The sequence below is a fragment of the Methylosinus sp. DMC45 genome (genome assembly GCF_056313885.1).
This window is the reverse complement of the sequence record NZ_JBQUZK010000035.1, coordinates 219,466-240,596: the sequence shown is the minus strand read 5'-3', so window position 1 is coordinate 240,596 and position 21,131 is coordinate 219,466. Positions and strand designations below refer to the sequence as shown.

The 21,131-nt window shown below is 65.4% G+C and carries 16 protein-coding genes and 1 tRNA gene; 10 read left to right on the top strand and 7 right to left on the bottom strand.

Translation table 11 applies throughout. The features are described 5' to 3' along the window. Positions 1-23 precede the first annotated feature (23 nt). The 4 genes from mce (at position 24) to ssb (ending at position 1,745) form a co-directional block, all read left to right on the top strand. A complete protein-coding gene (mce, locus tag ACT53T_RS09335) occupies positions 24-428 on the top strand; it encodes a methylmalonyl-CoA epimerase (RefSeq protein WP_018265952.1) in 405 nt (134 codons plus the stop codon). Positions 429-474: 46 nt separating this feature from the next. Further along, complete coding sequence (locus tag ACT53T_RS09330; RefSeq protein WP_400768544.1) at positions 475-708, top strand: DUF1467 family protein; 234 nt, start codon at positions 475-477, stop codon at positions 706-708. A 116-nt stretch (positions 709-824) separates the two neighbouring features. Beyond that, positions 825-900: transfer RNA gene (locus ACT53T_RS09325), tRNA-Lys, on the top strand. 323 nt (positions 901-1,223) lie between these two features. Further along, the gene (gene ssb, locus ACT53T_RS09320) at positions 1,224-1,745 is read left to right on the top strand and encodes a single-stranded DNA-binding protein (protein ID WP_400768543.1); all 522 of its coding nucleotides are present in this window, start codon (positions 1,224-1,226) and stop codon (positions 1,743-1,745) included. A gap of 91 nt (positions 1,746-1,836) precedes the next feature. Here ssb and ACT53T_RS09315 read toward each other — a convergent pair whose 3' ends face one another. From ACT53T_RS09315 to ACT53T_RS09305, 3 genes are all read right to left on the bottom strand, one after another. Then, positions 1,837-3,894 (bottom strand): YgiQ family radical SAM protein, encoded by a 2,058-nt coding sequence (locus ACT53T_RS09315; RefSeq protein ID WP_476160997.1) that lies wholly within the window; start codon positions 3,892-3,894, stop codon positions 1,837-1,839. A gap of 61 nt (positions 3,895-3,955) precedes the next feature. Next, positions 3,956-4,369: an ArsR/SmtB family transcription factor gene (locus ACT53T_RS09310; protein ID WP_476160996.1), complete on the bottom strand. Its 414-nt coding sequence runs from the start codon at positions 4,367-4,369 to the stop codon at positions 3,956-3,958. Beyond that, positions 4,366-5,025, bottom strand: a complete 660-nt coding sequence (locus ACT53T_RS09305) for a peroxiredoxin (RefSeq protein WP_476160995.1) — start codon at positions 5,023-5,025, stop codon at positions 4,366-4,368. The genes ACT53T_RS09310 and ACT53T_RS09305 overlap by 4 nt, the downstream gene beginning before the upstream one ends. Positions 5,026-5,115: 90 nt before the next feature. On the opposite strand from ACT53T_RS09305, the gene ACT53T_RS09300 reads away from it, so the two are divergent. The 3 genes from ACT53T_RS09300 to ACT53T_RS09290 are packed head-to-tail and all read left to right on the top strand — an operon-like array spanning position 5,116 to position 8,578. Beyond that, positions 5,116-6,036 carry an MBL fold metallo-hydrolase gene (locus ACT53T_RS09300; RefSeq protein WP_476160994.1) on the top strand — a complete coding sequence of 307 codons (921 nt, stop codon included), beginning with the start codon at positions 5,116-5,118 and terminating at the stop codon, positions 6,034-6,036. Positions 6,037-6,090: 54 nt separating this feature from the next. Next, positions 6,091-7,782: a bifunctional protein tyrosine phosphatase family protein/NAD(P)/FAD-dependent oxidoreductase gene (locus ACT53T_RS09295; protein ID WP_476160993.1), complete on the top strand. Its 1,692-nt coding sequence runs from the start codon at positions 6,091-6,093 to the stop codon at positions 7,780-7,782. A 10-nt stretch (positions 7,783-7,792) separates the two neighbouring features. Beyond that, complete coding sequence (locus ACT53T_RS09290) at positions 7,793-8,578, top strand: sulfite exporter TauE/SafE family protein (RefSeq protein WP_476160992.1); 786 nt, start codon at positions 7,793-7,795, stop codon at positions 8,576-8,578. Between the two features lie 58 nt (positions 8,579-8,636). Here ACT53T_RS09290 and ACT53T_RS09285 read toward each other — a convergent pair whose 3' ends face one another. The 4 genes from ACT53T_RS09285 to ribA all read right to left on the bottom strand — a co-directional run bounded on the left by ACT53T_RS09285 (position 8,637) and on the right by ribA (position 17,427). Next, the gene (locus ACT53T_RS09285; protein WP_476160991.1) at positions 8,637-11,846 is read right to left on the bottom strand and encodes an efflux RND transporter permease subunit; all 3,210 of its coding nucleotides are present in this window, start codon (positions 11,844-11,846) and stop codon (positions 8,637-8,639) included. Beyond that, complete coding sequence (locus ACT53T_RS09280; RefSeq protein WP_476160990.1) at positions 11,843-14,941, bottom strand: efflux RND transporter permease subunit; 3,099 nt, start codon at positions 14,939-14,941, stop codon at positions 11,843-11,845. The genes ACT53T_RS09285 and ACT53T_RS09280 overlap by 4 nt, the downstream gene beginning before the upstream one ends. 10 nt (positions 14,942-14,951) lie before the next feature. After that, positions 14,952-16,205 (bottom strand): efflux RND transporter periplasmic adaptor subunit, encoded by a 1,254-nt coding sequence (locus tag ACT53T_RS09275; RefSeq protein ID WP_476160989.1) that lies wholly within the window; start codon positions 16,203-16,205, stop codon positions 14,952-14,954. Between the two features lie 142 nt (positions 16,206-16,347). Beyond that, on the bottom strand, positions 16,348-17,427 hold the full coding sequence (gene ribA, locus ACT53T_RS09270) for a GTP cyclohydrolase II RibA (RefSeq protein ID WP_476160988.1): 1,080 nt from the start codon (positions 17,425-17,427) through the stop codon (positions 16,348-16,350). A 391-nt stretch (positions 17,428-17,818) separates the two neighbouring features. Between ribA and ACT53T_RS09265 the strand changes: the two genes are divergently transcribed. The 3 genes from ACT53T_RS09265 (at position 17,819) to ACT53T_RS09255 (ending at position 21,093) form a co-directional block, all read left to right on the top strand. Beyond that, the gene (locus ACT53T_RS09265) at positions 17,819-19,159 is read left to right on the top strand and encodes an aryl-sulfate sulfotransferase (RefSeq protein ID WP_476160987.1); all 1,341 of its coding nucleotides are present in this window, start codon (positions 17,819-17,821) and stop codon (positions 19,157-19,159) included. A gap of 26 nt (positions 19,160-19,185) precedes the next feature. Then, the gene (locus tag ACT53T_RS09260) at positions 19,186-19,500 is read left to right on the top strand and encodes an acylphosphatase (protein ID WP_476160986.1); all 315 of its coding nucleotides are present in this window, start codon (positions 19,186-19,188) and stop codon (positions 19,498-19,500) included. Positions 19,501-19,620: 120 nt separating this feature from the next. Further along, complete coding sequence (locus tag ACT53T_RS09255; RefSeq protein WP_476160985.1) at positions 19,621-21,093, top strand: MBL fold metallo-hydrolase; 1,473 nt, start codon at positions 19,621-19,623, stop codon at positions 21,091-21,093. Positions 21,094-21,131: the final 38 nt, after the last annotated feature.

Sequence of the window (21,131 nt, the reverse complement as noted above, 5' to 3'; positions counted from 1 at the left end):
TGGAGAAATTTCAGGGAAACGTCATGATCGGACGCTTGAATCATGTGGCCATCGCCGTCTCGGACCTCGCGGCGGCGACGGCGACATATAAAAATACGCTCGGCGCCAAGGTCTCCGAGCCGGAGTCTCTTCCCGAGCACGGCGTCACGGTCGTTTTCGTCGAGCTGCCCAACACCAAGATCGAGCTGCTGCAGCCGCTCGGCGAAGGATCGCCGATCGCCGGCTTCGTCGCCAAAAATCCGGCCGGCGGCATTCATCATCTCTGCTATGAGGTCGATGACATTCTGACGGCGCGCGACCAGCTGAAAGCCGCCGGCGCGCGCGTGCTGGGCGATGGCGAGCCGAAGATCGGCGCCCATGGCAAGCCGGTGCTCTTCCTGCATCCGAAGGATTTCAACGGGGCCCTGGTGGAGCTCGAGCAGGCCTGAACGAGCGAGGGCGGGAGCCCGAGCGAAAGGTCGAGGAGCGCGGATCTTGCCATTCACGACGCCGCTCGCCGTGGCGATCTATCTGACGATCTGGTGGATCGTGCTGTTCGCGATCCTTCCTTTCGGCGTCCGCTCCTCGGAAGAGGAGGGCGACACGCCGGCGGGAGGGGATCCGGGCGCGCCCGTGGCCCCCAAGCTGTGGATGAAGGCCGTCGCGACGACGATCGTCTCGGCGGTCTTGTTCTGGCTGTTCGTGCTCTATGTGAAGTGGCTGGCATGAGGGAACGATCCGCTCGAGCCGGGGTTGACCGGCCCCTCGCCAACAGGTAGGGGTCGAGCCGCCGGGTCACGACGAGCCGCGCGGGCGCAGCCCCGCGGCGCGAAGCGAGTTCCAGCGAGCGCGTAGCTCAGTCGGTAGAGCATCTGACTTTTAATCAGAGGGTCATGGGTTCGAGTCCCATCGCGCTCACCACAACATTCATCGAAATGAGAAAATCGCCCCCTGGGGGCGACGCGGTAGAGAAAGTTCTCGTCCGCGGGGCCGGCCGGGGCCTCGGCGAAACGACCATCCCGAATTGCTTCCGTCAAAGGCCGTCGCTTCCCACAGGAGGCCCGACGACGATCCTCGTCGTCGGATCCTCAATGAGCGATCCGTCGAGGCGTTGCGCGCCGGGGAGGGAGATGCTAGAACAAAAAAAGAACAGCGCGTGAATTGTGGACAAGGCGGCGGAACGCCTTCGCGCCCGCGCGTTTCGGACTAAGGTGCCGCGAGCATCATCGAGGCGGAGAAGCGTCATGGCGGTCAATAAGGTCATTCTGGTCGGCAATCTCGGCCGCGATCCAGAAGTGCGCACGCTGCCTTCGGGGGACCGCGTCGTCTCCTTTTCCGTGGCGACGACGGAGTCCTGGCGTGATCGCAACACGGGCGAACGCAAGGACCGCACCGAGTGGCACAATGTGTCGATCTTCAACGAGAATTTGGGGAAGGTCGCCGAGCAGTACTGCCGCAAGGGCTCCAAAGTCTATCTCGAGGGCCAGCTGCAGTCGCGCGAATATCAGGATAAGGACGGCGTGCAGCGCAAGGTGACGGATGTCGTGCTGCAACGCTTCCGCGGCGAGCTTCAGCTGCTCGACAGCAAGGGCGGCGGCCGCAACGATGGCGATTACGAAGGCGGCGGCGGCTCCTATCAGTCGAGCGGCGGCGGCTCCAGCTTCGGCCGTTCCTCGCCGATGGAGCGTGCGCCCGCCGAGCGCTCGCCGGCGCCGGCCGGCGGCGGACGCTTGGCGGATCAGCTGGACGACGACATTCCGTTTTGAGTCTCGCGTCCGCTGAGCGCCCCCTCCCCCGCTTTCGCGGGAGAGGGAGCAGAGTCGGCGCTTCATCGAGAGTTCGCGCAGCTCGAAGCGTTCAAGGCCCGCGCGAGCGCAGTCCATTCGTTCGGAATTCCCGCGACTGCGGCCGCGCGCTTTTCTGACCTGTGCGGCGGCCTTCGCCGGCCTTGCCGGTGCCCGCCGGCTGCCAGCCCGGCACGAGATGATGCTTGCCGGGGCCGATGAGATCGGCGCGGCCCATGGCTTTCAGCGCCTCGCGCAGCACTGGCCAATTCTCGGGATCGTGATAGCGGAGAAAGGCCTTGTGCAAGCGCCGCTGGCGCAGGCCCTTCACGGCGTCGACCTTTTCCGACGCGCCGCGGCGCACCGGCTTCAACGGATTGAAGCCCGAATGATACATGGCCGTCGACAGCGCCATGGGCGAGGGCAGATAGGTCTGCACCTGATCGGCGCGATAGCCGTTCTTCTTCAGCCACAGCGCCAGATTCATCATGTCTTCGTCGCTCGTGCCGGGATGCGCGGCGATGAAATAGGGGATGAGAAAATATTGCTTCTTGGCCGCCTGCGCCGCGGCGTCGAACAGACGCTTGAAGCGGTCGTAGGAGCCGATGCCCGGCTTCATCATCTTTGAGAGCGGACCGCTCTCCGTATGCTCGGGCGCGATTTTCAGATAGCCGCCGACATGATGCTCGACCAGCTCGCGCACATAGGCCGGGCTCTTCACCGCGAGATCATAGCGCACGCCAGAGGCGACCATCACCTTCTTGACGCCAGGAAGCGCGCGCGCCTTGCGATAGAGCTGGATCAGCGCGTCATGGCTGGTCTCCAGATTCTTGCAAATATCGGGATAGACGCAGGAGGGCCGCCGGCACAGCGCCTCCGTCTCGCGATCCTTGCAGGCGAGGCGATACATATTCGCCGTCGGCCCGCCAATGTCGGAGATGATGCCGGTGAAACCTTCGGTCTTGTCGCGGATCGTCTCGATCTCTTTTAGGATCGAGCCTTCCGAGCGCGATTGAATGATGCGGCCCTCATGCTCGGTGATCGAGCAGAAGGAGCAGCCGCCGAAGCAGCCGCGCATGATCGTCACCGAATGACGGATCATCTCCCAGGCCGGAATCGCCTGCGTGTAGGAGGGATGCGGCGCGCGCGCGAAGGGCAGATCATAAACGCCGTCCATCTCCGCCATGGTCAGCGGAATGGGCGGCGCCGTGAGCCAGATGTCGCGCGTTCCATGACGCTGCGTCAGCGGCCGCGCATTGCCGGGATTGCTCTCCCGATGCAGCACGCGCGAGGCGCGCGCGTAGGATTCGGGATCATTGGCGACCTGCTCGAAAGCAGGCAGGCGAATGACGACAGCCTCGCTCTGCGCGTCCTTGCGCATGCGGCCTTCGTCGGGCTCGTCGATGTCCTCGGCCGAGGCCTCGAGCCAGCCCTCCGGCGTCGCGTCGCGCGTGAAGGCGAGGCCGCGCACATCGGAGAAATCCTGCGCCATGCCGTGCTTGGCGATGCGATGCGCCACCTCGACCAGCGCCCGCTCGGCATTGCCATAGAGCAGCAGATCGGCCTTGGCGTCGAAGAGAATGGAGCGGCGGACCTTGTCCGACCAATAGTCGTAATGGGCGATGCGCCGCAGCGACGCCTCTATGCCGCCGAGCAATATGGGCGCATCGGGAAACGCCTCGCGGCAGCGCTGCGCATAGACGATGACCGAACGGTCCGGCCTTTTGCCACCCTCGCCTCCGGGCGTGTAGGAATCATTGTGCCGCAGCCGCCGGTCGGAGGTGTAGCGGTTCACCATCGAATCCATATTGCCGCTGGTGACGCCGAAGAAGAGGTTCGGCTTGCCGAGCGCGCGAAAGGCGGAAGCGTCGCGCCAATCCGGCTGGGCGATGATGCCGACGCGAAAGCCCTGCGCCTCCAGCAGGCGGCCGATGATGGCCATGCCGAAGCTCGGATGGTCGATATAGGCGTCGCCGGTGACGAGGACGATGTCGCAGCTGTCCCAGCCGAGCGTGTCCATCTCGGCGCGCGACATGGGCAGAAAAGGCGCGACGCCGAAGCGATGCGCCCAATGCTTGCGATAGGAGAACAGCGGCTTGGCCGCGCCTCGGGTCTCGGCGGCTCTCGTCATGGTCTCGTGAATATCATGGAAGGCGGGCTGGATGCGAGGAGCCTGACATCACGACCCTCGGCTATACGATCTTCGCGAACGCCGCCGCGCCGGCCTTGCCTGGCGCCTCCGTCGCCGCTTGCGGCGCGCGCAGCGCTTCGGCGAGGGCGCCTTGGGGGTCGGCGGCGCCTTCGAAGATCGCCTCCACGCATTTGACGCAGAGCGTCACCTTGGCGTCGGCCAGGCGGTAGAAGACCTGCTTGGCGGCGCGGCGCGTCTCCACCAGCTCGGCGCGGCGAAGCTCGGCGAGCTGCTGGCTCAAGGCTGGCTGCTGAATCGCGGTCGCGGCCTCGATCTCGCCGACCGTGTGCTCGCCGGCGAGGAGATAGGACAGGATCATCAGCCGCTGCGGCTGCGCGAAAATCTTCAGCCTTTCGGCGGCCTCATTGGCGCGCTCGCGCGATTCGTACAGTGCTGTCCTTTGCAGTGCGGTCATTTGCCTGAATCTTTGCAAGTCCGATAGAACCAGCTGTCGGTCGCGCCGGGCGCGAGCGCGTCCTGCGCGGCGTTGGTCGGCGGCAGCAGAAGATCGCCGCCGGGCGTCCAGCCCTCCGGCGTCATCACCTCGCCGGAGGCCGCCTTCTTCAGCGCCGTGACGAGGCGCAGCATCTCCTCCACCGAGCGGCCGACCGTCAGCGGATACCAGGTGAGGGCGCGCACCACGCCCTGCGGGTCGATGTAATAGGTCGCGCGCATCGCAGAGGAATCTCGGGCGGTCTCGTCCAACATTCCATAGGCGCGACCAATGGTCATGGTCGGATCCTCGACGATGGGGAAGGGGACGGTGACGCCGAAAAGGTCGCGAATCGCCCGCACCCAGGCGAGATGCGAATAGAGGCTGTCGACCGAGAGCCCCAGCAGCGCACAGCCCACCGCTTCGAAACGCGGCGCGGCGCGGGCCAGCGCCACGAATTCGCTGGTGCAGACCGGCGTGAAATCCGCCGGATGCGAAAAGAAGATCAGCCAGCGGCCGCGGAACTGATCGAGACGAATCTCGCCGCCGGTGGAGCGCGCCTGAAAAACCGGCGCGAGATCGCCGACGCGCAGCGCCCGCACGCCCGTCGTCGAAGCCGGAATCGGTTCTTTTTCCATGGATTTCCTCTGCTCCCATTCCGGGCTTGACACAAGCTGGCCATTTATTTACATAAACAATGTAATTGTGAAATTAAAGAGGAGGTCGCCATGACGGATGCAGCGCTAGAGCGCGCCAAGGAGCAAATCCTCGCCGCCGCGAAACGGCCGGCTGTCCAGGTCGAAACCTTCTTCGATGAGCCGACATTTACCGCGTCGCATGTCGTCTATGATCCAGCGACGCGCCATGCGGCGATCGTCGACAGCGTGCTGAATTTCGATGCGGCGTCCGGCCGCACCTCGACCAAGGGCGCAGACGAGATCATCGCTTACGTAAATAATGAAAGTCTGATGGTCGACTGGCTGCTGGAAACCCACGCCCATGCCGATCACCTTTCCGCCGCGCCCTATCTCCAGGCCAAGCTCGGCGGCAAGCTGGCCATCGGCCGCGAGATCACCACGGTTCAGAACGTCTTCGGCAAGGTCTTCAATTTCGGGACGGAGTTCGCCCGCGACGGCTCGCAATTCGATCATTTGTTCGAGGATGGCGAGACTTTCGCGATCGGCGAGATTCCGGCGATCACGCTGCATGTGCCCGGCCATACGCCGGCCGATGTCGCCTATGTGATCGGCGACGCCGCCTTTGTCGGCGACACGCTGTTCATGCCCGACTATGGCACGGCGCGCGCCGATTTTCCCGGCGGCGACGCCCGCGCGCTCTATCGCTCCATCCGCCGGCTGATGGCGCTGCCGGACGAGACGCGGCTGTTCCTCTGCCACGACTACAAAGCGCCGAACCGCGACTCCTTTGCTTGGGAGACGACGGTCGGCGCCGAGCGCAAGGGCAATGTCCATGTGCATGACGGCATCGGCGAGGACGAATTCGTCGAGATGCGCACGCATCGCGACGCGACCTTGGAGCTGCCGCATCTGATCCTGCCGTCGGTGCAGGTGAATGTGCGCGGCGGCCGCTTGCCGCCGCCGGAGGACAATGGCGCACGCTATCTCAAGCTTCCTCTGGACGTTTTCTGACGCCGCCCGCCGACGCACGAAAAAAGCGAACAAAAAAAGAGGAAACGCATCGTCATGAGCTTCACGAGATTATCGTCCGCTTTCTCTGTTTCCCCCCAGATTTCCGAAGCCGATGTCGGGCGCGCCGCACGCGACGGCTTTCGTCTCGTCATCGATTGTCGTCCCGATGATGAGGAGCCGGGCCAGCCCAATTTCCGCGACGTCGCCGAATGGGCGGCGAGGCATGGTCTTTCGGCCAAGCATGTTCCGGTGACGCCGTCGAACATCGACGACGCTTCCATCGCCGATTTCACCGGCGCGCTCGCGACTGTGGGCGGTCCCGCACTCGGCTATTGCAAGAGCGGCCGGCGCGCGAGCGCATTATGGGCGCTGTCTCAGGCCATGCCGCTCGGCGCCGAGAGGGTTCTTTCCGCGGCGAAAGAGGCCGGCGTCGATCTCGAGCCGTGGAAGACGCGCATTATCGCGCGTGGCGGCGCGCCGGCCGGCGACCGCGGTCCGGGCTCCTATGATGTGGTGATCGTCGGCGGCGGCAGCGGCGGCGTAGCGGCGGCGGCGAGCCTGCTGAAGCGCCGGCCCTCGCTCTCCATCGCCATCGTCGAGCCGGCCGAATTTCACTATTATCAGCCCGGCTTCACCCTCGTCGGCGCCGGCGTGTTCAAGCCGGAAGTGACGAAGCGTCCGATGGCTTCGGTCATTCCCGACAAGGCCGTCTGGATCAAGAAATCCGTCGCCGAATTCGCGCCGGATTCCGATGAGGTCATTCTCGACGACGGCTCGCGGCTGCGCTATCGCGCGCTCATCGCCTCGCCCGGCATAAAGCTCGATTGGGAGGCTATTCCCGGCCTCGTCGAGACGCTCGGCCGCAATGGCGTCACCTCCAATTACCGCGCCGATCTCGCGCCCTACACGCATTATCTCGCGCAGACTCTGCGCGGCGGACGCGCGCTGTTCACGCAACCCCCGATTCCGATCAAATGCGCGGGCGCGCCGCAAAAGGCCATGTATCTCTCCTGTGACGCGTGGCGGCGCGCCGGCGCGCTGTCGAATATAGAGGTCGAGTTTCACAACGCCGGCGCCGCGCTGTTCGGCGTGCCGGCCTATGTGCCGGCGCTGATGGAATATGTGAAGCGCTACGGCATCGATCTGCGCTTCGAATCCAAGCTCGTCGCTGTCGACGGACCGGCCAAGATCGCGACCTTCGAGGAGAAGGACGCCAATGGCGCCGTCGTCCGCGTGCAGCGCGATTTCGCGATGATGCACGCCGTGCCGCCGCAGCGCGCGCCCGATTTCGTCGCCAAAAGTCCGCTGGCCGGCGAGACCGGCTTCATCGCCGTCGATCCCGAGTCGCTGCGCCATACGCGCTACGGCAATGTCTTCGCGCTCGGCGACGCCATAGCGACGACCAACGCCAAGACGGCCGCCGCCGCGCGCAAGCAGGCGCCGGTCGTCGCCATCAATGTGCTCTCTGTGCTCGACGGCGAGGCGCCGCATGTCGGCTATGACGGCTATGGCTCCTGTCCGCTCACGGTGGAGCGCGGCAAGATCGTGCTCGCCGAGTTCGGTTATGGCGGCAGGCTGCTGCCGAGCTTCCCCAAATGGCTCATCGACGGCACGCGGCCGTCGCGCGCGGCTTGGTTCCTGAAAGAGCGGCTGCTGCCTCCGATCTATTGGCGCGCCATGCTCAAGGGCCAGGAATGGCTCTGCGCCCCGCATATGATCGAAAGACGCGAGCAGCCCGCGGAATGAGGAGGGCCGGGTGCATCTCGAGCTCGTTCAATATCTCATCGGCGCCGGATGCGGCGCGGCCATCGGCTTCACGCTCGGACTCATCGGCGGCGGCGGCTCGGTGCTCGCCGTGCCGTTGCTGGTCTATGTCGTCGGCATGAAGGATCCGCATGTCGCCATCGGCACCAGCGCATTCGCTGTCGCCGTCAATGCGGCCTTCAGCCTGTGGAGCCATGCGCGCAACGGCTCTGTGAAATGGCGCTGCGGCGGCATATACGCCGCGGCCGGAATGTTGGGGGCCGTCGTCGGATCGACGATCGGCAAGAGCTTCGACGGACAGCGCCTGCTGTTTCTCTTCGCGCTGGCGATGATCATGACCGGCGTGATGATGCTCCGCGGTCGCCGCGCCGCAGGCGACGCAACTGTCGAATGCACGCTGGACCGCGCGCCGCGCGTCGCCTCCTTCGGCCTCGTCACCGGGCTGTTCTCGGGCTTTTTCGGCATAGGCGGCGGCGTGCTCGTCGTGCCGGGCCTCGTCGGCTCCACCGGAATGCCGATGATCAACGCCGTCGGCACGTCTCTCGTCGCCGTCACCGTCTTCGGCATGACGACGGCGGCGACCTATGCGTTCTCCGGCCTCATCGATTGGCTGCTCGCTATCGTCATCATCTGCAGCGGCGCGACGGGAACGCTGATGGGCGCGGCATTGGCGCGGCGCCTCTCCAAGAACACTGGACAGCTCACCATCGCCTTCGCGATCGTCGTTTTCGCCGTTGCCGCCTACACGCTGTTCAACTCGCAGATCATGACGCGCTAAAGCGCTATTGGGAGCGAATTCTGATCGATCGAACGATTCCGTTCGATCGGAAAGCGCTCTAGCCGCGGCGTAGCGCCGGGACAGACGCATCGCTCGCGCGCCTTCTGCGAAAGGCGCTCCAGAACGACGCCCCTGCGCCGATGCGGGACCGCAGCGTGTCTATGTAGAGGAACACCACCGGCGTCGTGTAGAGCGTCAATATCTGGCTCACCAGCAGGCCGCCGACGATGGCGATGCCGAGCGGGCGACGCATCTCCGCGCCTTCGCCCGTGCCGAGCGCCAGCGGCAGCGCTCCGAACAAGGCGACGAGCGTGGTGATGAGAATGGGACGGAAGCGCGCGACGCAGGCCTCGCGGATCGCCTCCCTCGACGAGAGCCCGCGCCGCGTCGCCTCGAGCGCGAAATCGACGAGAATAATGGCGTTTTTCTTCACGACGCCGATGAGCAGCAGCACGCCGATCATGGCGATGATGCTGAGCTCGGCGCCGCAGCCGAGCAGGGCGAGAAAGGCGCCGACGCCGGCCGAGGGCAGGGTGGACAATATGGTCAGCGGATGCAGGAAGCTCTCATAGAGAATGCCGAGCACGATATAGACCGCGGCCAGCGCCGCGGCGATCATGATCGGCTGATTGGCGAGCGCTTCCTGATAGCCGGCGGCGGTTCCGGCGAAGACGCCTTGCAGCGTCGCCGGCGCGCCGGCTTTCGCCATCGCGTCCTTGATCGCCTCGGCGGCGTCGCGCAGCGATTTTCTCGGCGCCAGATTGAAGGAGATGGTGATCGCGGCGAAATGGCCCTGATGATTGACCTGCAGCGGCGTCACCCCTTCCGCGAATTGCGAGAAGGAGGAGAAGGGCACCATGGGCTGCGTCGCCACATTCACCGCGCTGCCCGGGCTGCCGAGATCGCGCGCCGAGAATATGCGGCTCGCCGCGCGCGGATTGGCGCCGATATAGAGATTGTCGAGCGCCGCCAGAGTGTCGCGAAATTGCGGCGCCGATTCCATCACCACATGATATTGATTGAGCGGCTCGAAGATGGTCGACACCTGCCGCTGGCCGAAGGCGTCGTAGAGCGTGTTGTCGACGGCGCTCGTCGTGAGGCCGAGGCGCGCCGCCTTGGCGCGATCGATCGTCACATCGCTGCGCAGGCCTTTGTCTTGCTGATCCGAGCTGACGTCGAGCAGCGCGCCGCCGCGCCGGAGAATCTCGACGATGCGCGGCGCATAGAGGCGCAGATCGTCGAGCTCGTCGGCGAGCAGCGTATATTGGAACATTGCGTTGCTGGGCCTGCCGCCCATGCGTATGTCCTGCGCCGATTGCAAGAACATGCTCGCCCCGCTGATGCGCGCGAGCTTGGGCCGCAGCCGCGCCATGATCGCATCGGCGGAGACCTTGCGTTCGGCGAGCGGCTTCAAGGTGACGAGCAATTCGGCGACATTGATCGCGCCGCCGGGGCTGAAGCCGCCGCCAATGCTGCCGGTCGCCGAGGATATGCCGGGATCGGAGGTGAGAATGGCGACGAATTGCTCGAGCTTCTCCTTCATCACCGGGAAGGAGACGCTCTGATCGGCGACGATCGCGCCGCGCATGCGTCCCGAATCCTGAATCGGGAAGAAGCCCTTCGGCACGCAATCGAAGAGATAGAAATTGAGCGCCATGGTCGCGAGCAGCACGGCGAGCGTCACGCGCGGGAAGCGCAGGGCGACATCCAGCGTGCGCACATAGGAGCGATGCAGCGCCGCAAAGGCGCTTTCGCTCCAGCGCAGCAGGAAGAAGCGCGGCGGGCCGGCGTGATCGCGCAGCACGCGCGAGCACAGCATGGGCGTCGCCGTCAGCGAGAGGATGAGCGATACGAGAATGGCCACCGACAAGGTCATGGCGAATTCGCGCATCAGCCGGCCGACGATGCCGCCCATGAACAGAATGGGCAGAAACACGGCGAGCAGAGACAGGCTCATGGAGACGAGCGTCGGAACCACCTCGCGCGCGCCCTCGAGCGCCGCGGCGCGCGCCGGCTGGCCCGCCTCTATGCGGCGCATGACATTCTCGACGACGACGATGGCGTCGTCGACGATGAAGCCCGTCGCGATGGTGAGCGCCATCAGCGAGAGATTATTGAGGCTGTAGTCGAGAAGATACATCGCGCCGAAGGCGCCGATCAGCGACACGGGCACGCAGACGCTGGGCGCGATTGTGGCGCGAGCGTTCTTCAGCGACAGATAGACGATGAAGATGGCGAGAAATATGGTCACGATCAGCGTCAGGCCGATCTCGTGCAGCGACGTGCGGATGGTCAGCGTGCGATCCTGCACGAGGCTCATCTCGACATCGGCGGGGAGCGCTGCGGCGAGCGGCGGCATCAGCCCCTTGATGTGATCGAGCACCTCCACGAAATTGGCGCCGGGCTGACGGAAAATCTGCACCTGCACGGCGGTGCGGCCATTGCTCATGCCGAAATTGCGAAGATCCTCCACCGAATCCTCGACCGCCGCTATGTCGCGCAGCCGCACCGTCGCGCCATTGCGATAGGCGACGACGAGGCCCTCATAATCGGCGGCGCGGCGCGATTGGTCATTGGCGTAGAGGGTGAGGCGGCCGTCGCCTTCCTCTATCGCGCCTTTGGGGCTGTTGTAATTGGCGGAGGCGAGCGCGGCGCGCACATCCTCGAGCGAGACGCCGTGCTCGAACAGCGCCGGCGGATTGAGCTCCACCCGCACCGCGGGCAGAGAGGAGCCGCCGACCGTCACCTGGCCGACGCCGTCGAGCTGCGCGAATTTCTGCTGCAGCACATTGGCGGCGATCTCATAGAGCTGGCCGGAGCTCATCCGCTCCGAGAAGAGCGCGATGATCGCCACCGGCACTTCCGAAGGATTGGAGGTGCGGAAGGTCGGATTATTGCGCAATGTCGCCGGCAGATCGGCGCGCGCCGCGGCGATCGCCGCCTGAATGTCGCGCTGCGCGCCGTCGATGTTGCGGTCGAGATCGAATTGCAGCGAGATGCGCGTCGAGCCGAGCGAGCTCGAGGAGGTCATCTCGGTGACGCCGGCGATTTGGCCGAGCTTCTTTTCCAGCGGCGTCGCCACCGAGGCCGCCATCGTCTCGGGGCTGGCGCCGGGCATCGAGGCGGAAACGGAGATGACCGGAAAATCGATATTGGGGACCGGCGCCGTCGGCAGCAGGAAGAATGCGGAAACGCCGGCCAGCACCACGCCGAGCATCAGCAGGCTGGTCGCGACCGGCCGAGCGATCGCAGCCGCGGCGAGATTCATGCCGCCTCCCGCGCCGGGACGGGGGCCGGACGCGGCCGCAGAGATTTCGCCCAGAAGTCGAAGGCGAGATAGATCACCGGAGTCGTGTAGAGCGTGAGAATCTGGCTGAAGATCAGCCCGCCGACGATGGCGACGCCGAGCGGCTGGCGCAGCTCCGCGCCTTCGCCGGAGCCGAGCATCAAGGGCAGGGCGCCGAGCAGCGCCGCCATGGTCGTCATCAATATGGGGCGAAAGCGCAATATGCAGGCCTTGTAGATGGCCTCGCGCGGCGCGAGCCCGTCGTCGCGCTCGGCTTGCAGCGCGAAGTCGATCATCATGATGGCGTTCTTCTTGACGATGCCGATGAGCAGTATGACGCCGATGACGCCGATGACGGAGAAATCATCGCCCGCGAGCATCAAGGCGAGCAGCGCGCCAATGCCGGCGGAGGGCAGGGTCGAGAGGATCGTGACCGGATGAATATAGCTCTCATAGAGCACGCCGAGCACGATATAGACGGTGACGATGGCCGCGAGGATCAGCAGCAGCGTGCTCACCGATGAAGCGTTGAAGGCCTGCGTCGCGCCCTGGAACACGGTGATGACGCTCGCCGGCGTCTGAATTTCCGTCTGCGCGAGGGAGAGCGCCTCCATCGCCGCGCCGAGCGAGGCGCCGGGCGCGAGATTGAAGGAGATCGTCGTCGAGGGGAATTGCGCGAGATGATCGATCGAGAGCGGAGCGGTGATCTCTTTGATCTTCACGATGGAGGCGAGCGGCGTCTCCTGTCCGCCATTGGCGGGAATGCGCAGGCCGGCGAGCGTGTCGAGGCCGGATGTCGCACGCTTCGCCGTCTCCAAGATCACGCGATATTGATTGGTCTGCGTGAACAGTGTCGAGACGATGCGCTGGCCGAAAGCGTCATAGAGAATATTGTCGATCGTCGCGACGGAAATGCCGTAGCGGGCGGCGGCGTCGCGGTCGATCTCGACGAAGAGCGCGCGGCCGCCGTCCTGCGCGCTCGAGGAGACATCGCGAAATTGCGGCAGCAGGGACAGTTTGTCGACGAGACGGCGGGAATAGTCGGAGAGCTCGGCGGGATTGGCGTCCTGCAGAGCGAAATGATATTCGCCGCGCGAGACGCCGGCGTCGATGGAGAGATCCTGCGCCGGCTGCAGGAAGAGCGAGCCGATGGCGTGGGCGCGCGCGGCGTCCTGCAGACGGCGCGTGACGGCGGAAATGGATCCGCGCTCGGATTTCGGCTTCAGCTCGATCAGCAGGCGGGCGCTGTTGAGTGTGCGATTGACGCCGTCCACGCCCAGATAGGAGGAGACGCGCGAAACGGCGGGGTCGGCGAGCAGAAGCTCGACGAGATCGAGCTGCTTGCGCGTCATCGCCTCATAGTTCAGTGATTGTCCGCCTTCGAAAAACCCTTGCACCAGTCCCGTGTCCTGCACCGGAAAGAAGCCCTTGCCGATGGCGGCGTAGAGCGCGCCGGTGAGCGCGAGCGTGGCGACGAAGCTGACGAGCGTCGCGCGTGAATGGGCGAGCACGAAGCGCAGGGTCGCGCCATAGCCGTCGATCAGCCGATCGAACCAGCCGCCGGCCGAAGGCCCGTCGTGTGAATGCAGGTCATTGGCGCGCAGCAGCTTGGCGCTGAGCATGGGTGCGAGCGTCAGCGACACAACCGCCGAGATCACGATGGTGACGGCGAGCGTCACCGCGAATTCGCGGAACAGGCGGCCGACGACATCGCTCATGAACAGCAGCGGGATGAGCACGGCGATGAGCGAGATCGTCAGCGAGACGATGGTGAAGCCGATCTCGCGCGCGCCGATGAGCGCCGCTGACAGCGGCGTCTCGCCCTTCTCTATGTAGCGGGAGATGTTCTCGATCATCACAATGGCGTCGTCCACGACGAAGCCCGTCGCGATGGTGAGCGCCATCAGCGTGAGATTGTTGAGGCTGTAGCCGAGCAGATACATGGCCGCCAGCGCGCCGATGAGCGACAAAGGCACGGCGACGCTCGGAATGATCGTGGCGCGCGGGCTGCGCAGGAAGAGAAAAATGACCGCGACGACGAGCGCGATGGAAAAGAGCAGCTCGATCTCGACATCGTGGATGGAGGCGCGGATCGCCGTGGTGCGGTCGCTGAGCACGGCGAGATCGATAGCGGCGGGCAGCGAGGCGGAGAGCGCCGGCAGCAGCGTCTTGATCTGATCGACGACGGCGATGACATTGGCGCCGGGCTGGCGCTGAACATTGACGATGATCGCCGGCTCGAGATCGGTCCAGGCGCCGAGCTCGCGATTCTCCGCGCCCGGCGTCACCTCGGCGACGTCGGCGAGCCGCACCGGCCCGCCATTGCGATAGGCGACGACGAGGCCTTCATAATCCTTGGCGTTGCGGATCTGGTCATTGGCGTCGATTGCGAATTGCTGCGTGCGGCCGTCGATATTGCCTTTGGGAAGATTGACATTGGCGTTGGAGATGACGGAGCGCAAATCCTCGAGCGACAAGGCGTGGGCCGCGAGCTTCGACGGATTGGCCCGCACCACCACCGCCGGGCGATTGCCGCCGGAGACGCTGACGAGGCCGACGCCGGAGAGCTGCGATATTTTTTGCGCGATGCGGCTGTCGGCGAGATCCTGCACCTCGGTCAGCGGCAGCGTCTTGGAGCGCAGCGCGAGGGTGAGAACCGGCGCATCGGCCGGATTGATCTTGGCGTAGATCGGCGGCGCCGGCAGGTCGGTCGGCAGAAAGCTCTGCGCGGCGTTGATCGCCGCCTGCACCTGCTGCTCGGCGAAATCCAGCGAGAGCTTCAAATTGAATTGCAGCGTGATGATCGAGGCGCCGCCGGAGCTCGTCGAGGCGATCTGCGTGAGGCCGGGCATTTGTCCGAGCTGGCGCTCGAGCGGCGCGGTGATGGTCGCCGCCATCACCTCCGGGCTGGCGCCGGGATAGAAGGTGCGCACCTCGATCGTCGGATAGTCGATCTGCGGCAGCGCCGAGACCGGCAGGAGCCGAAAGCCGATCGCGCCGGCCAGGAAGATCGCCGCCATCAGCAGAGTGGTGGCGACGGGGCGCTCGATGAAGGGGCGGGAAATATCGACGCTCATCGGCGGGCGCTCACGGCGCGGGGGCTTTTTCTGGACGACGTCCCTCGGCTGGCGGGGATTTCTTCTCCGCGCCCGGCCCGGCGGCGAGCGTCGCCTTGGCGCCGTCGCGCAGCTTGTCCACGCCTTCCACCACCACGCGCTGGCCGGGCGTGAGGCCGCCTTCGATCACCGCGCGCTCGCCGTCGCTGGGGCCGATCCGCACCGGCTTCACGGCGACCTTGTCGTCGTTCTCCAGCACATAGACGAAAGGCCCTTTGGCGCCGCGCTGAATCGCGGGCGCCGGGGCGAGCGTGACATTGAGCAGCGTCTCCACCGTCAATTCGGCGTTGACGAATTGATTTGGGTAGAGCTTCTCGTCCTCATTGGAGAATTCGGCGCGCAGCTTCACCGTGCCGGAGGTCGCGTCGATCTGATTGTCGATCGCATAGAGAACGCCATGAGCGAGCGCCTGTGAATGCTCGTGGTCATAGGCGACGACGGCCAGCGCCTCGCCGGAGCGAAAACGCTTCAGCACGCTCTGCAGCCTCACCTCCGGCAGAGTGAAGATCACCGTGATCGGCGAGAGCCGCGTCACCACCGCTATGCCGTTCTGATCATTGGTCTGCACGATATTGCCGGGGTCGACGAGGCGCAGGCCGATGCGGCCGTCGATCGGCGCGGCGATATCGGCGTAGCTGAGATTCAATTTCGCCTGTCCGACCTGCGCGCGGTCCATCTCGACGGCGGCGCGATATTGGCCGATGAGCGCGCGCTGCGTGTCGAGCTGCTGGCCGGAGACGCCGTCCTTCACCTTTGTGCGCAGCAGCTCGTAGCGGGCGAGATCGCGCTCGGCGTTCTGCAGCAGCGCCTCGTCCTTCTGCAGCTGGGCCTGCGCCTGCGCCACGGCGAGATCGAAAGGCCGAGGGTCTATGCGCGCGAGAATGTCGCCGGCCTTGACCGTCTGGCCCTCCTTGTAGCGCACCTCCACCAGCGGGCCGGACACCTGCGCTTTGACCACCGATGTCGCGGAGGCGGTCACCGTGCCGAGCCCGGAGAAGACGACCGGAAAGTCTCCGCGCGTGATCTCGGCGACCGCGACGGCGACGGCGGGTCCGCGGCCGGGGGTAGGAGCCGCAGGCGTTTCGGCGGCCCAATAGCGCCATGCGCCGAGCGCGACCGCGCCGACGAGCCCCGCGGCGATCCAGCGGGTGACGTTCCGACGCGGCAGGAAGCGTCTCGCCGCTCCGATGAAAGGAGGGGCGGCTTCGGTCAGATCGGAACTCATTTCGTCGAAACCCCGCGAGAATCGCATTGTGCGTCGGCGCGCACGCCATCGTGACCGCCGCCGCGCCGATGGTTCTTGGATAAGGATATATTGAATATAGGAATAATCAACATATTCGGAGGCGCGCTCCCGGCCTTTTGCGTCAGGCGGGGGCGCGGTCGAGGTCGATGAGATGTCCCGCCTTGTCGCGCTTGGCGGCCAAATAGCGGACATTATGGGTGTTTCGGCGCCCCATTATGCGCTGGTCGGCGACCACCTCGAGACCGCCCTGCGCGAGCGCGTCGATCTTCTCGGGATTATTGGTGAGCACCTGCACGCGGCGCGCGCCGAGCAGCTTCAGCATTTCGGCGGCGAAGGAGAAGCGGCGCTGGTCATTGTCGAATCCGAGCGTCTCGTCGGCGTCGTAGGTGTCGAAGCCGCGCGCCTGGAGGTCATAGGCGCGAATCTTGTTGGCGAGCCCGTTGCCGCGGCCCTCCTGATCGAGATAGAGCAGCACGCCGCCGCCATTCTCCGCCATGAAGCGCGCCGTATAGCGCAATTGATCGCCGCAATCGCATTTGAGGCTGCCGAAGAGATCGCCGGTGAGGCAGGCCGAATGCAGGCGCACATTCACGGGGCGCGCGAAATTCGGCGCGCCGATGACGATCGCCACCTGATCGCGCAATCCTTCGCCGCCGCGAAAGACGACGAATTCGCTGTCCTGCGCGCCCTCCAGCGGCACGCGCGCGCGAGAGACGATGCGCAACGCCGCGAGGCGGGCGGGGCGATAGGCGACGACATTGGCGCGGGCGGCCTCGAGCGGGCGCGCGAAAACCGCCTCGGCGCCCGCCGCGCCGGCGATGATCGCCGCGGGAAGCACTTGCGCGAGGCGCATCAGCTCCAAAGCGCATTCCTCGAGCGCGGAGAGCGCGGCGGCGGGCGCGTCGAGGCGCGCGTCGGAATCGAAAGCCAGCGCATGCGCCCGGGCGGCGTCCAGCGCGGGCATGGCGACGGCGCCGGCCTCGCGTCGCTGCGCGCCGAGGCGGCGCAAGCGCGGCCCAGAGAGGGCGAGGCGCGCGTCGGCGCGGCCGAGACGTTCGAAGCTCTCGCAATAGAAGGAGTCGAGCGCCTCGGCGGCGAGAGCGAGGATGCGCTCTCCATTCTCATGCAGAATGATCGGCCGTCCGGCGCGGATTTCGGCGATGGCGCGCTCGACTTCGATTTCCCCCGGGGCGTCGCGCAAACCCGGTCGCGAGGATGAGATTGTCACAATGCCTCCGGCGCTTTCTACATAAGCTCGACAGATATAGTTTTTCTTGTCCATCCAACAAGCGCAAATTTTCGAGCGGAGGGGCGCGGGCGCGCCTTTCGTCCCAGAAGCGCGCGAGCGGACCGCATATGCGGAAAAACAATATCGAAAGCGATCTTTCCGCGAGGCGCCGAGTCTCTCGTGGCGAGGCGCGAGGCAAATTCCTTCTTATGTGCAGAACTCGAGCGTTTTGCTATTTATCATAGCTGATAAGTGTGAATATAATGGCGGTATCGCAGCAAGACGGGAGCGTCCGATGGCCCGCGGCAGGCATCGCTTTTCGATCGAAACCCTTTTCAGGGCGTGGTTTTTGCGCAGCGCTTGCGTGGGCGTTCTCGCAGCGGCGGCGGCCGGCGCCTCGGCGGAGCCCAGCGTCTATCCGACGGGCGCCACTATCTACGATCCTGCGCGCGCCTATAATTCTTATGTTCTCTTCGCCGGCGGAGACGATGTGACGAGGCTCGTCGATCTCACCGGCAAGGTCGTGCGCGAGTGGAAATATACGGGCCAGCCCGTCTCCTTCATCGATCCGGCGCTCGTCGACGGCGCGCGCGGGCATATCTTCGTCACGCTCGAGAGCGAAGAGGGCAGGGGAACCGATCTCACGCCCGGCCGCGCGCAGACGCGCGTGCGCAAGACGGTCGGCGAGGTCGATTGGGACGGCAAGCCCGTGTGGAGCTTCGGCTCCGCGGCGCCGGGCGGCGTCGCGCGGCAGCATCACGACATAACGCGCCTGCCCAATGGCAATACGCTGCTGCTCGCCAATATCTCCTATCCGCTTCCCGGCTTCGCAGCGCCGCAAGTTCTGGACGATGTCGCCTATGAGGCGAATCCCGACGGCGATATCGTGTGGACCTGGGCGGCGTCGGACCATCTCGACGAGATCGGCTTCACCGCCGATGAGCTGAAGCTGATAAAGGGCTCGAAGAATCCCGACTATCTCCATGTCAATGATCTGAAGCCCGTCGGCCCCAATCATTGGTATGACGAGGGCGATGCGCGCTTTGCGCCGGAGAATCTCATCTTCGACTCGCGCAACGGCAATTTCATCGCCATCGTCGATCGCAAGACGCGCAAGATCGTCTGGACGTTGGGGCCGCATTTCCCGCCGGTGTCGGAGGATGGAACGACGACATCGCGCAAGGTTCCGCGGCCCGTCGATCAAATCTCCGGCCAGCATGACGCGCATATAATTCCCAAGGGCCTGCCCGGCGCCGGCAATCTTCTCGTCTTCGACAATCAGGGCGAGGCCGGCTATCCGCGCGCTTCCGTCACTTTTACGGGCGGCTCGCGCGTGCTGGAGATTGATCCGGTCACGAAGCAGATCGTCTGGCAATATACGGGCGCGAGCTCCGGCAATCCCGGCTGGACCTTCCGCAGCACGCATATCAGCAATGCGCGGCGCCTGCCCAATGGCAACACATTCATCGACGAAGGCCAGATCGGGCGCTTCTTCCAGGTGACGCCGGCGGGCGAGATCGTCTGGGAATATCTCAATCCCTACCCGCGGCGCGGCAAGGATGCGGAGAGCGGCCGCCCGACGCTCAACTACAGCGTCTATCGCGCGCAGCCAGTGCCCTATGACTGGGCGCCGGAGGGGACGCCGCATGCCGAGACGGCGATCGCGCCGCCGGAGAATGCGGGCTTTCGCGTGACGTCCAAATGAGACCGCACATCATCTGGGAGAATCCTGTGACGTCGCCGCAAAGCGAGAGGCGCATCGCCCGCATCATTGTCGAAGGGCATGTGCAGAATGTCGGCTATCGCGTTTTCGTGGCCCGCGAGGCCGGGCGGCTGCATCTCGCCGGCTGGGTCCGCAATCGCGCCGACGGCTCGGTGGAGACGCTGATCGCGGGCCATGCGGCGGTCGTCGACGAGTTTCTCGCTCTCGCGGCGAAAGGGCCGGCGACGGCGCGCATCGATTCCTATCGTGTCGACGAGGCCGACGCTCACGCGCTCGCGGAAGGCGGCGGCGAGAGCGGCTTTGTCGCCGCGCCGGCGGCCTGACGCCCCCTTCGGTCCGCCCGCCGAGAGTCCGCGAGCAGAAGACGCGGCCATTTCCCCCGCATCGGCGCGTCACGACGCGCTGATGAAAATCTGCGCCACCCGAAGAAGAGAGAGGTTCTCATGTCGATACGCAGTTTCAAGACGCTCGCCGGTTTAGGACTGACGGCGTCGGTCTTTGCGGGAGCGGCGCATGCCGCCTCGCTGCAGGAGGCGGCGACGCTCGCTTCCGCCGCCAGCGTCAAGACGCTGGAATTCGCCGGCGCCGGCCATTGGTATCAGTTCGGCCAGGCTCCGGTTCCCGGCGGCGATTGGCCGAAGTTCGACGTCTCCGCCTTCAGCGCGGCGATCGACTTCGACAAGGCGGCCGAGCGCGTGCTCATCACCCGCTCGCAGACGCCCGACGGCCGCGCCCGCCCGGCGCCCGTCGAGCAGAAGCTCGAATGGTCCATCGTCGGCGACAAGGCGTGGAATGTCGCCCCGCCGCAGGGCGCGGCTCCGGGCGCCGCTCCGGTGGCGACGCCGGCTCCGGCCGCCGTCGACGAGCGCGTCGCGGAAATCTGGACGACGCCGCAAGGCTTCCTGAAAGCCGCTCTCGCCAATAATGCGAAATCGGAGACAGTCGGCTCCGGCGTCGAGGTCTCCTTCGCCATTGGCGCGCGCCGCTTCGTCGGCACGATCGGCGCCGATAATCACGTGTCGGCGATCAAGACCTGGATCGACACGCCGGTGCTGGGCGACACGCTGATCGAGACGCATTTCTCGGGCTATAAGGATTTCGGCGGGCTGCATTTCCCGGCCGAGATTCATCGTAGCGAAGGCGGCCACGAGATTCTGCATGTCGCCGTCGCCTCGGCCAAGGCCAATGGCTCGGTCGATATCGCGGTTCCCGCCAATGTCGCGAGCGCGCCCGCGCCCGTCGTCACCGTGGCGTCCGAGAAGCTCGCCGACGGCGTCTTCTATCTTACCGGCGGCACGCATCACAGCCTCGCCGTGGAAGAGAAGGACCATGTCGTTCTGATCGAGGCGCCGCTGAGCGAGGAGCGCTCGATCGCGCTGATCCAGAAGATCGGCGAGATCATTCCCGGCAAGCCGGTGAAATATGTGGTCAACAGCCATGTGCATTTCGACCACTCGGGCGGTCTGCGCACTTTCGTGGACGCCGGCGCGACCATTGTGACGCAGGACATCAGCAAGGCCTATTACGAGAAGGCCTGGGCCGCGCCGCATACGCTGCGTCCCGATCGTCTCGCGGCCTCGAAAAAGGCGGCGAAGTTCGAGACCTATGAGCATAAGCACGCGCTCGGCGATCTGCATGCGGTCGAGATTCATCACATCGCCGGCAGCGGCCATTCGGATGATCTCGCGCTGGTCTATCTGCCGAAGGAGAAGCTGGTGATCGAGGCGGACGCCTATACGCCCGGCCCGGTCGGCGCGCCGGCGCCGGCGACGCCCAATCCCTTCTCGGTCAATCTCTACGACAATATTCAGAAGCTCAATCTCGACGTCGAGCGCATCGCCGGCCTGCATGGCCGCGTCGCGACCATCGACGAGCTGCGCGCGGCGATCGGCCTGAAGAAAGCCGCCGCCAACTGAGAAAAAGAGAGCCCCGGCGGCGCGCTGGCGCGGTCGGG

Bases quoted from the DNA above. Each gene is read 5' to 3' on its own strand.
- mce (WP_018265952.1), top strand. From the start codon at position 24: ATGATCGGACGCTTGAATCATGTGGCCATCGCCGTCTCGGACCTCGCG.
- ssb (WP_400768543.1), top strand. From the start codon at position 1,224: ATGGCGGTCAATAAGGTCATTCTGGTCGGCAATCTCGGCCGCGATCCA.
- ACT53T_RS09315 (WP_476160997.1), bottom strand. From the start codon at position 3,894: ATGACGAGAGCCGCCGAGACCCGAGGCGCGGCCAAGCCGCTGTTCTCC.
- ACT53T_RS09310 (WP_476160996.1), bottom strand. From the start codon at position 4,369: ATGACCGCACTGCAAAGGACAGCACTGTACGAATCGCGCGAGCGCGCC.
- ACT53T_RS09305 (WP_476160995.1), bottom strand. From the start codon at position 5,025: ATGGAAAAAGAACCGATTCCGGCTTCGACGACGGGCGTGCGGGCGCTG.
- ACT53T_RS09300 (WP_476160994.1), top strand. From the start codon at position 5,116: ATGACGGATGCAGCGCTAGAGCGCGCCAAGGAGCAAATCCTCGCCGCC.
- ACT53T_RS09295 (WP_476160993.1), top strand. From the start codon at position 6,091: ATGAGCTTCACGAGATTATCGTCCGCTTTCTCTGTTTCCCCCCAGATT.
- ACT53T_RS09285 (WP_476160991.1), bottom strand. From the start codon at position 11,846: ATGAATCTCGCCGCGGCTGCGATCGCTCGGCCGGTCGCGACCAGCCTG.
- ACT53T_RS09280 (WP_476160990.1), bottom strand. From the start codon at position 14,941: ATGAGCGTCGATATTTCCCGCCCCTTCATCGAGCGCCCCGTCGCCACC.
- ACT53T_RS09275 (WP_476160989.1), bottom strand. From the start codon at position 16,205: ATGAGTTCCGATCTGACCGAAGCCGCCCCTCCTTTCATCGGAGCGGCG.
- ACT53T_RS09255 (WP_476160985.1), top strand. From the start codon at position 19,621: ATGTCGATACGCAGTTTCAAGACGCTCGCCGGTTTAGGACTGACGGCG.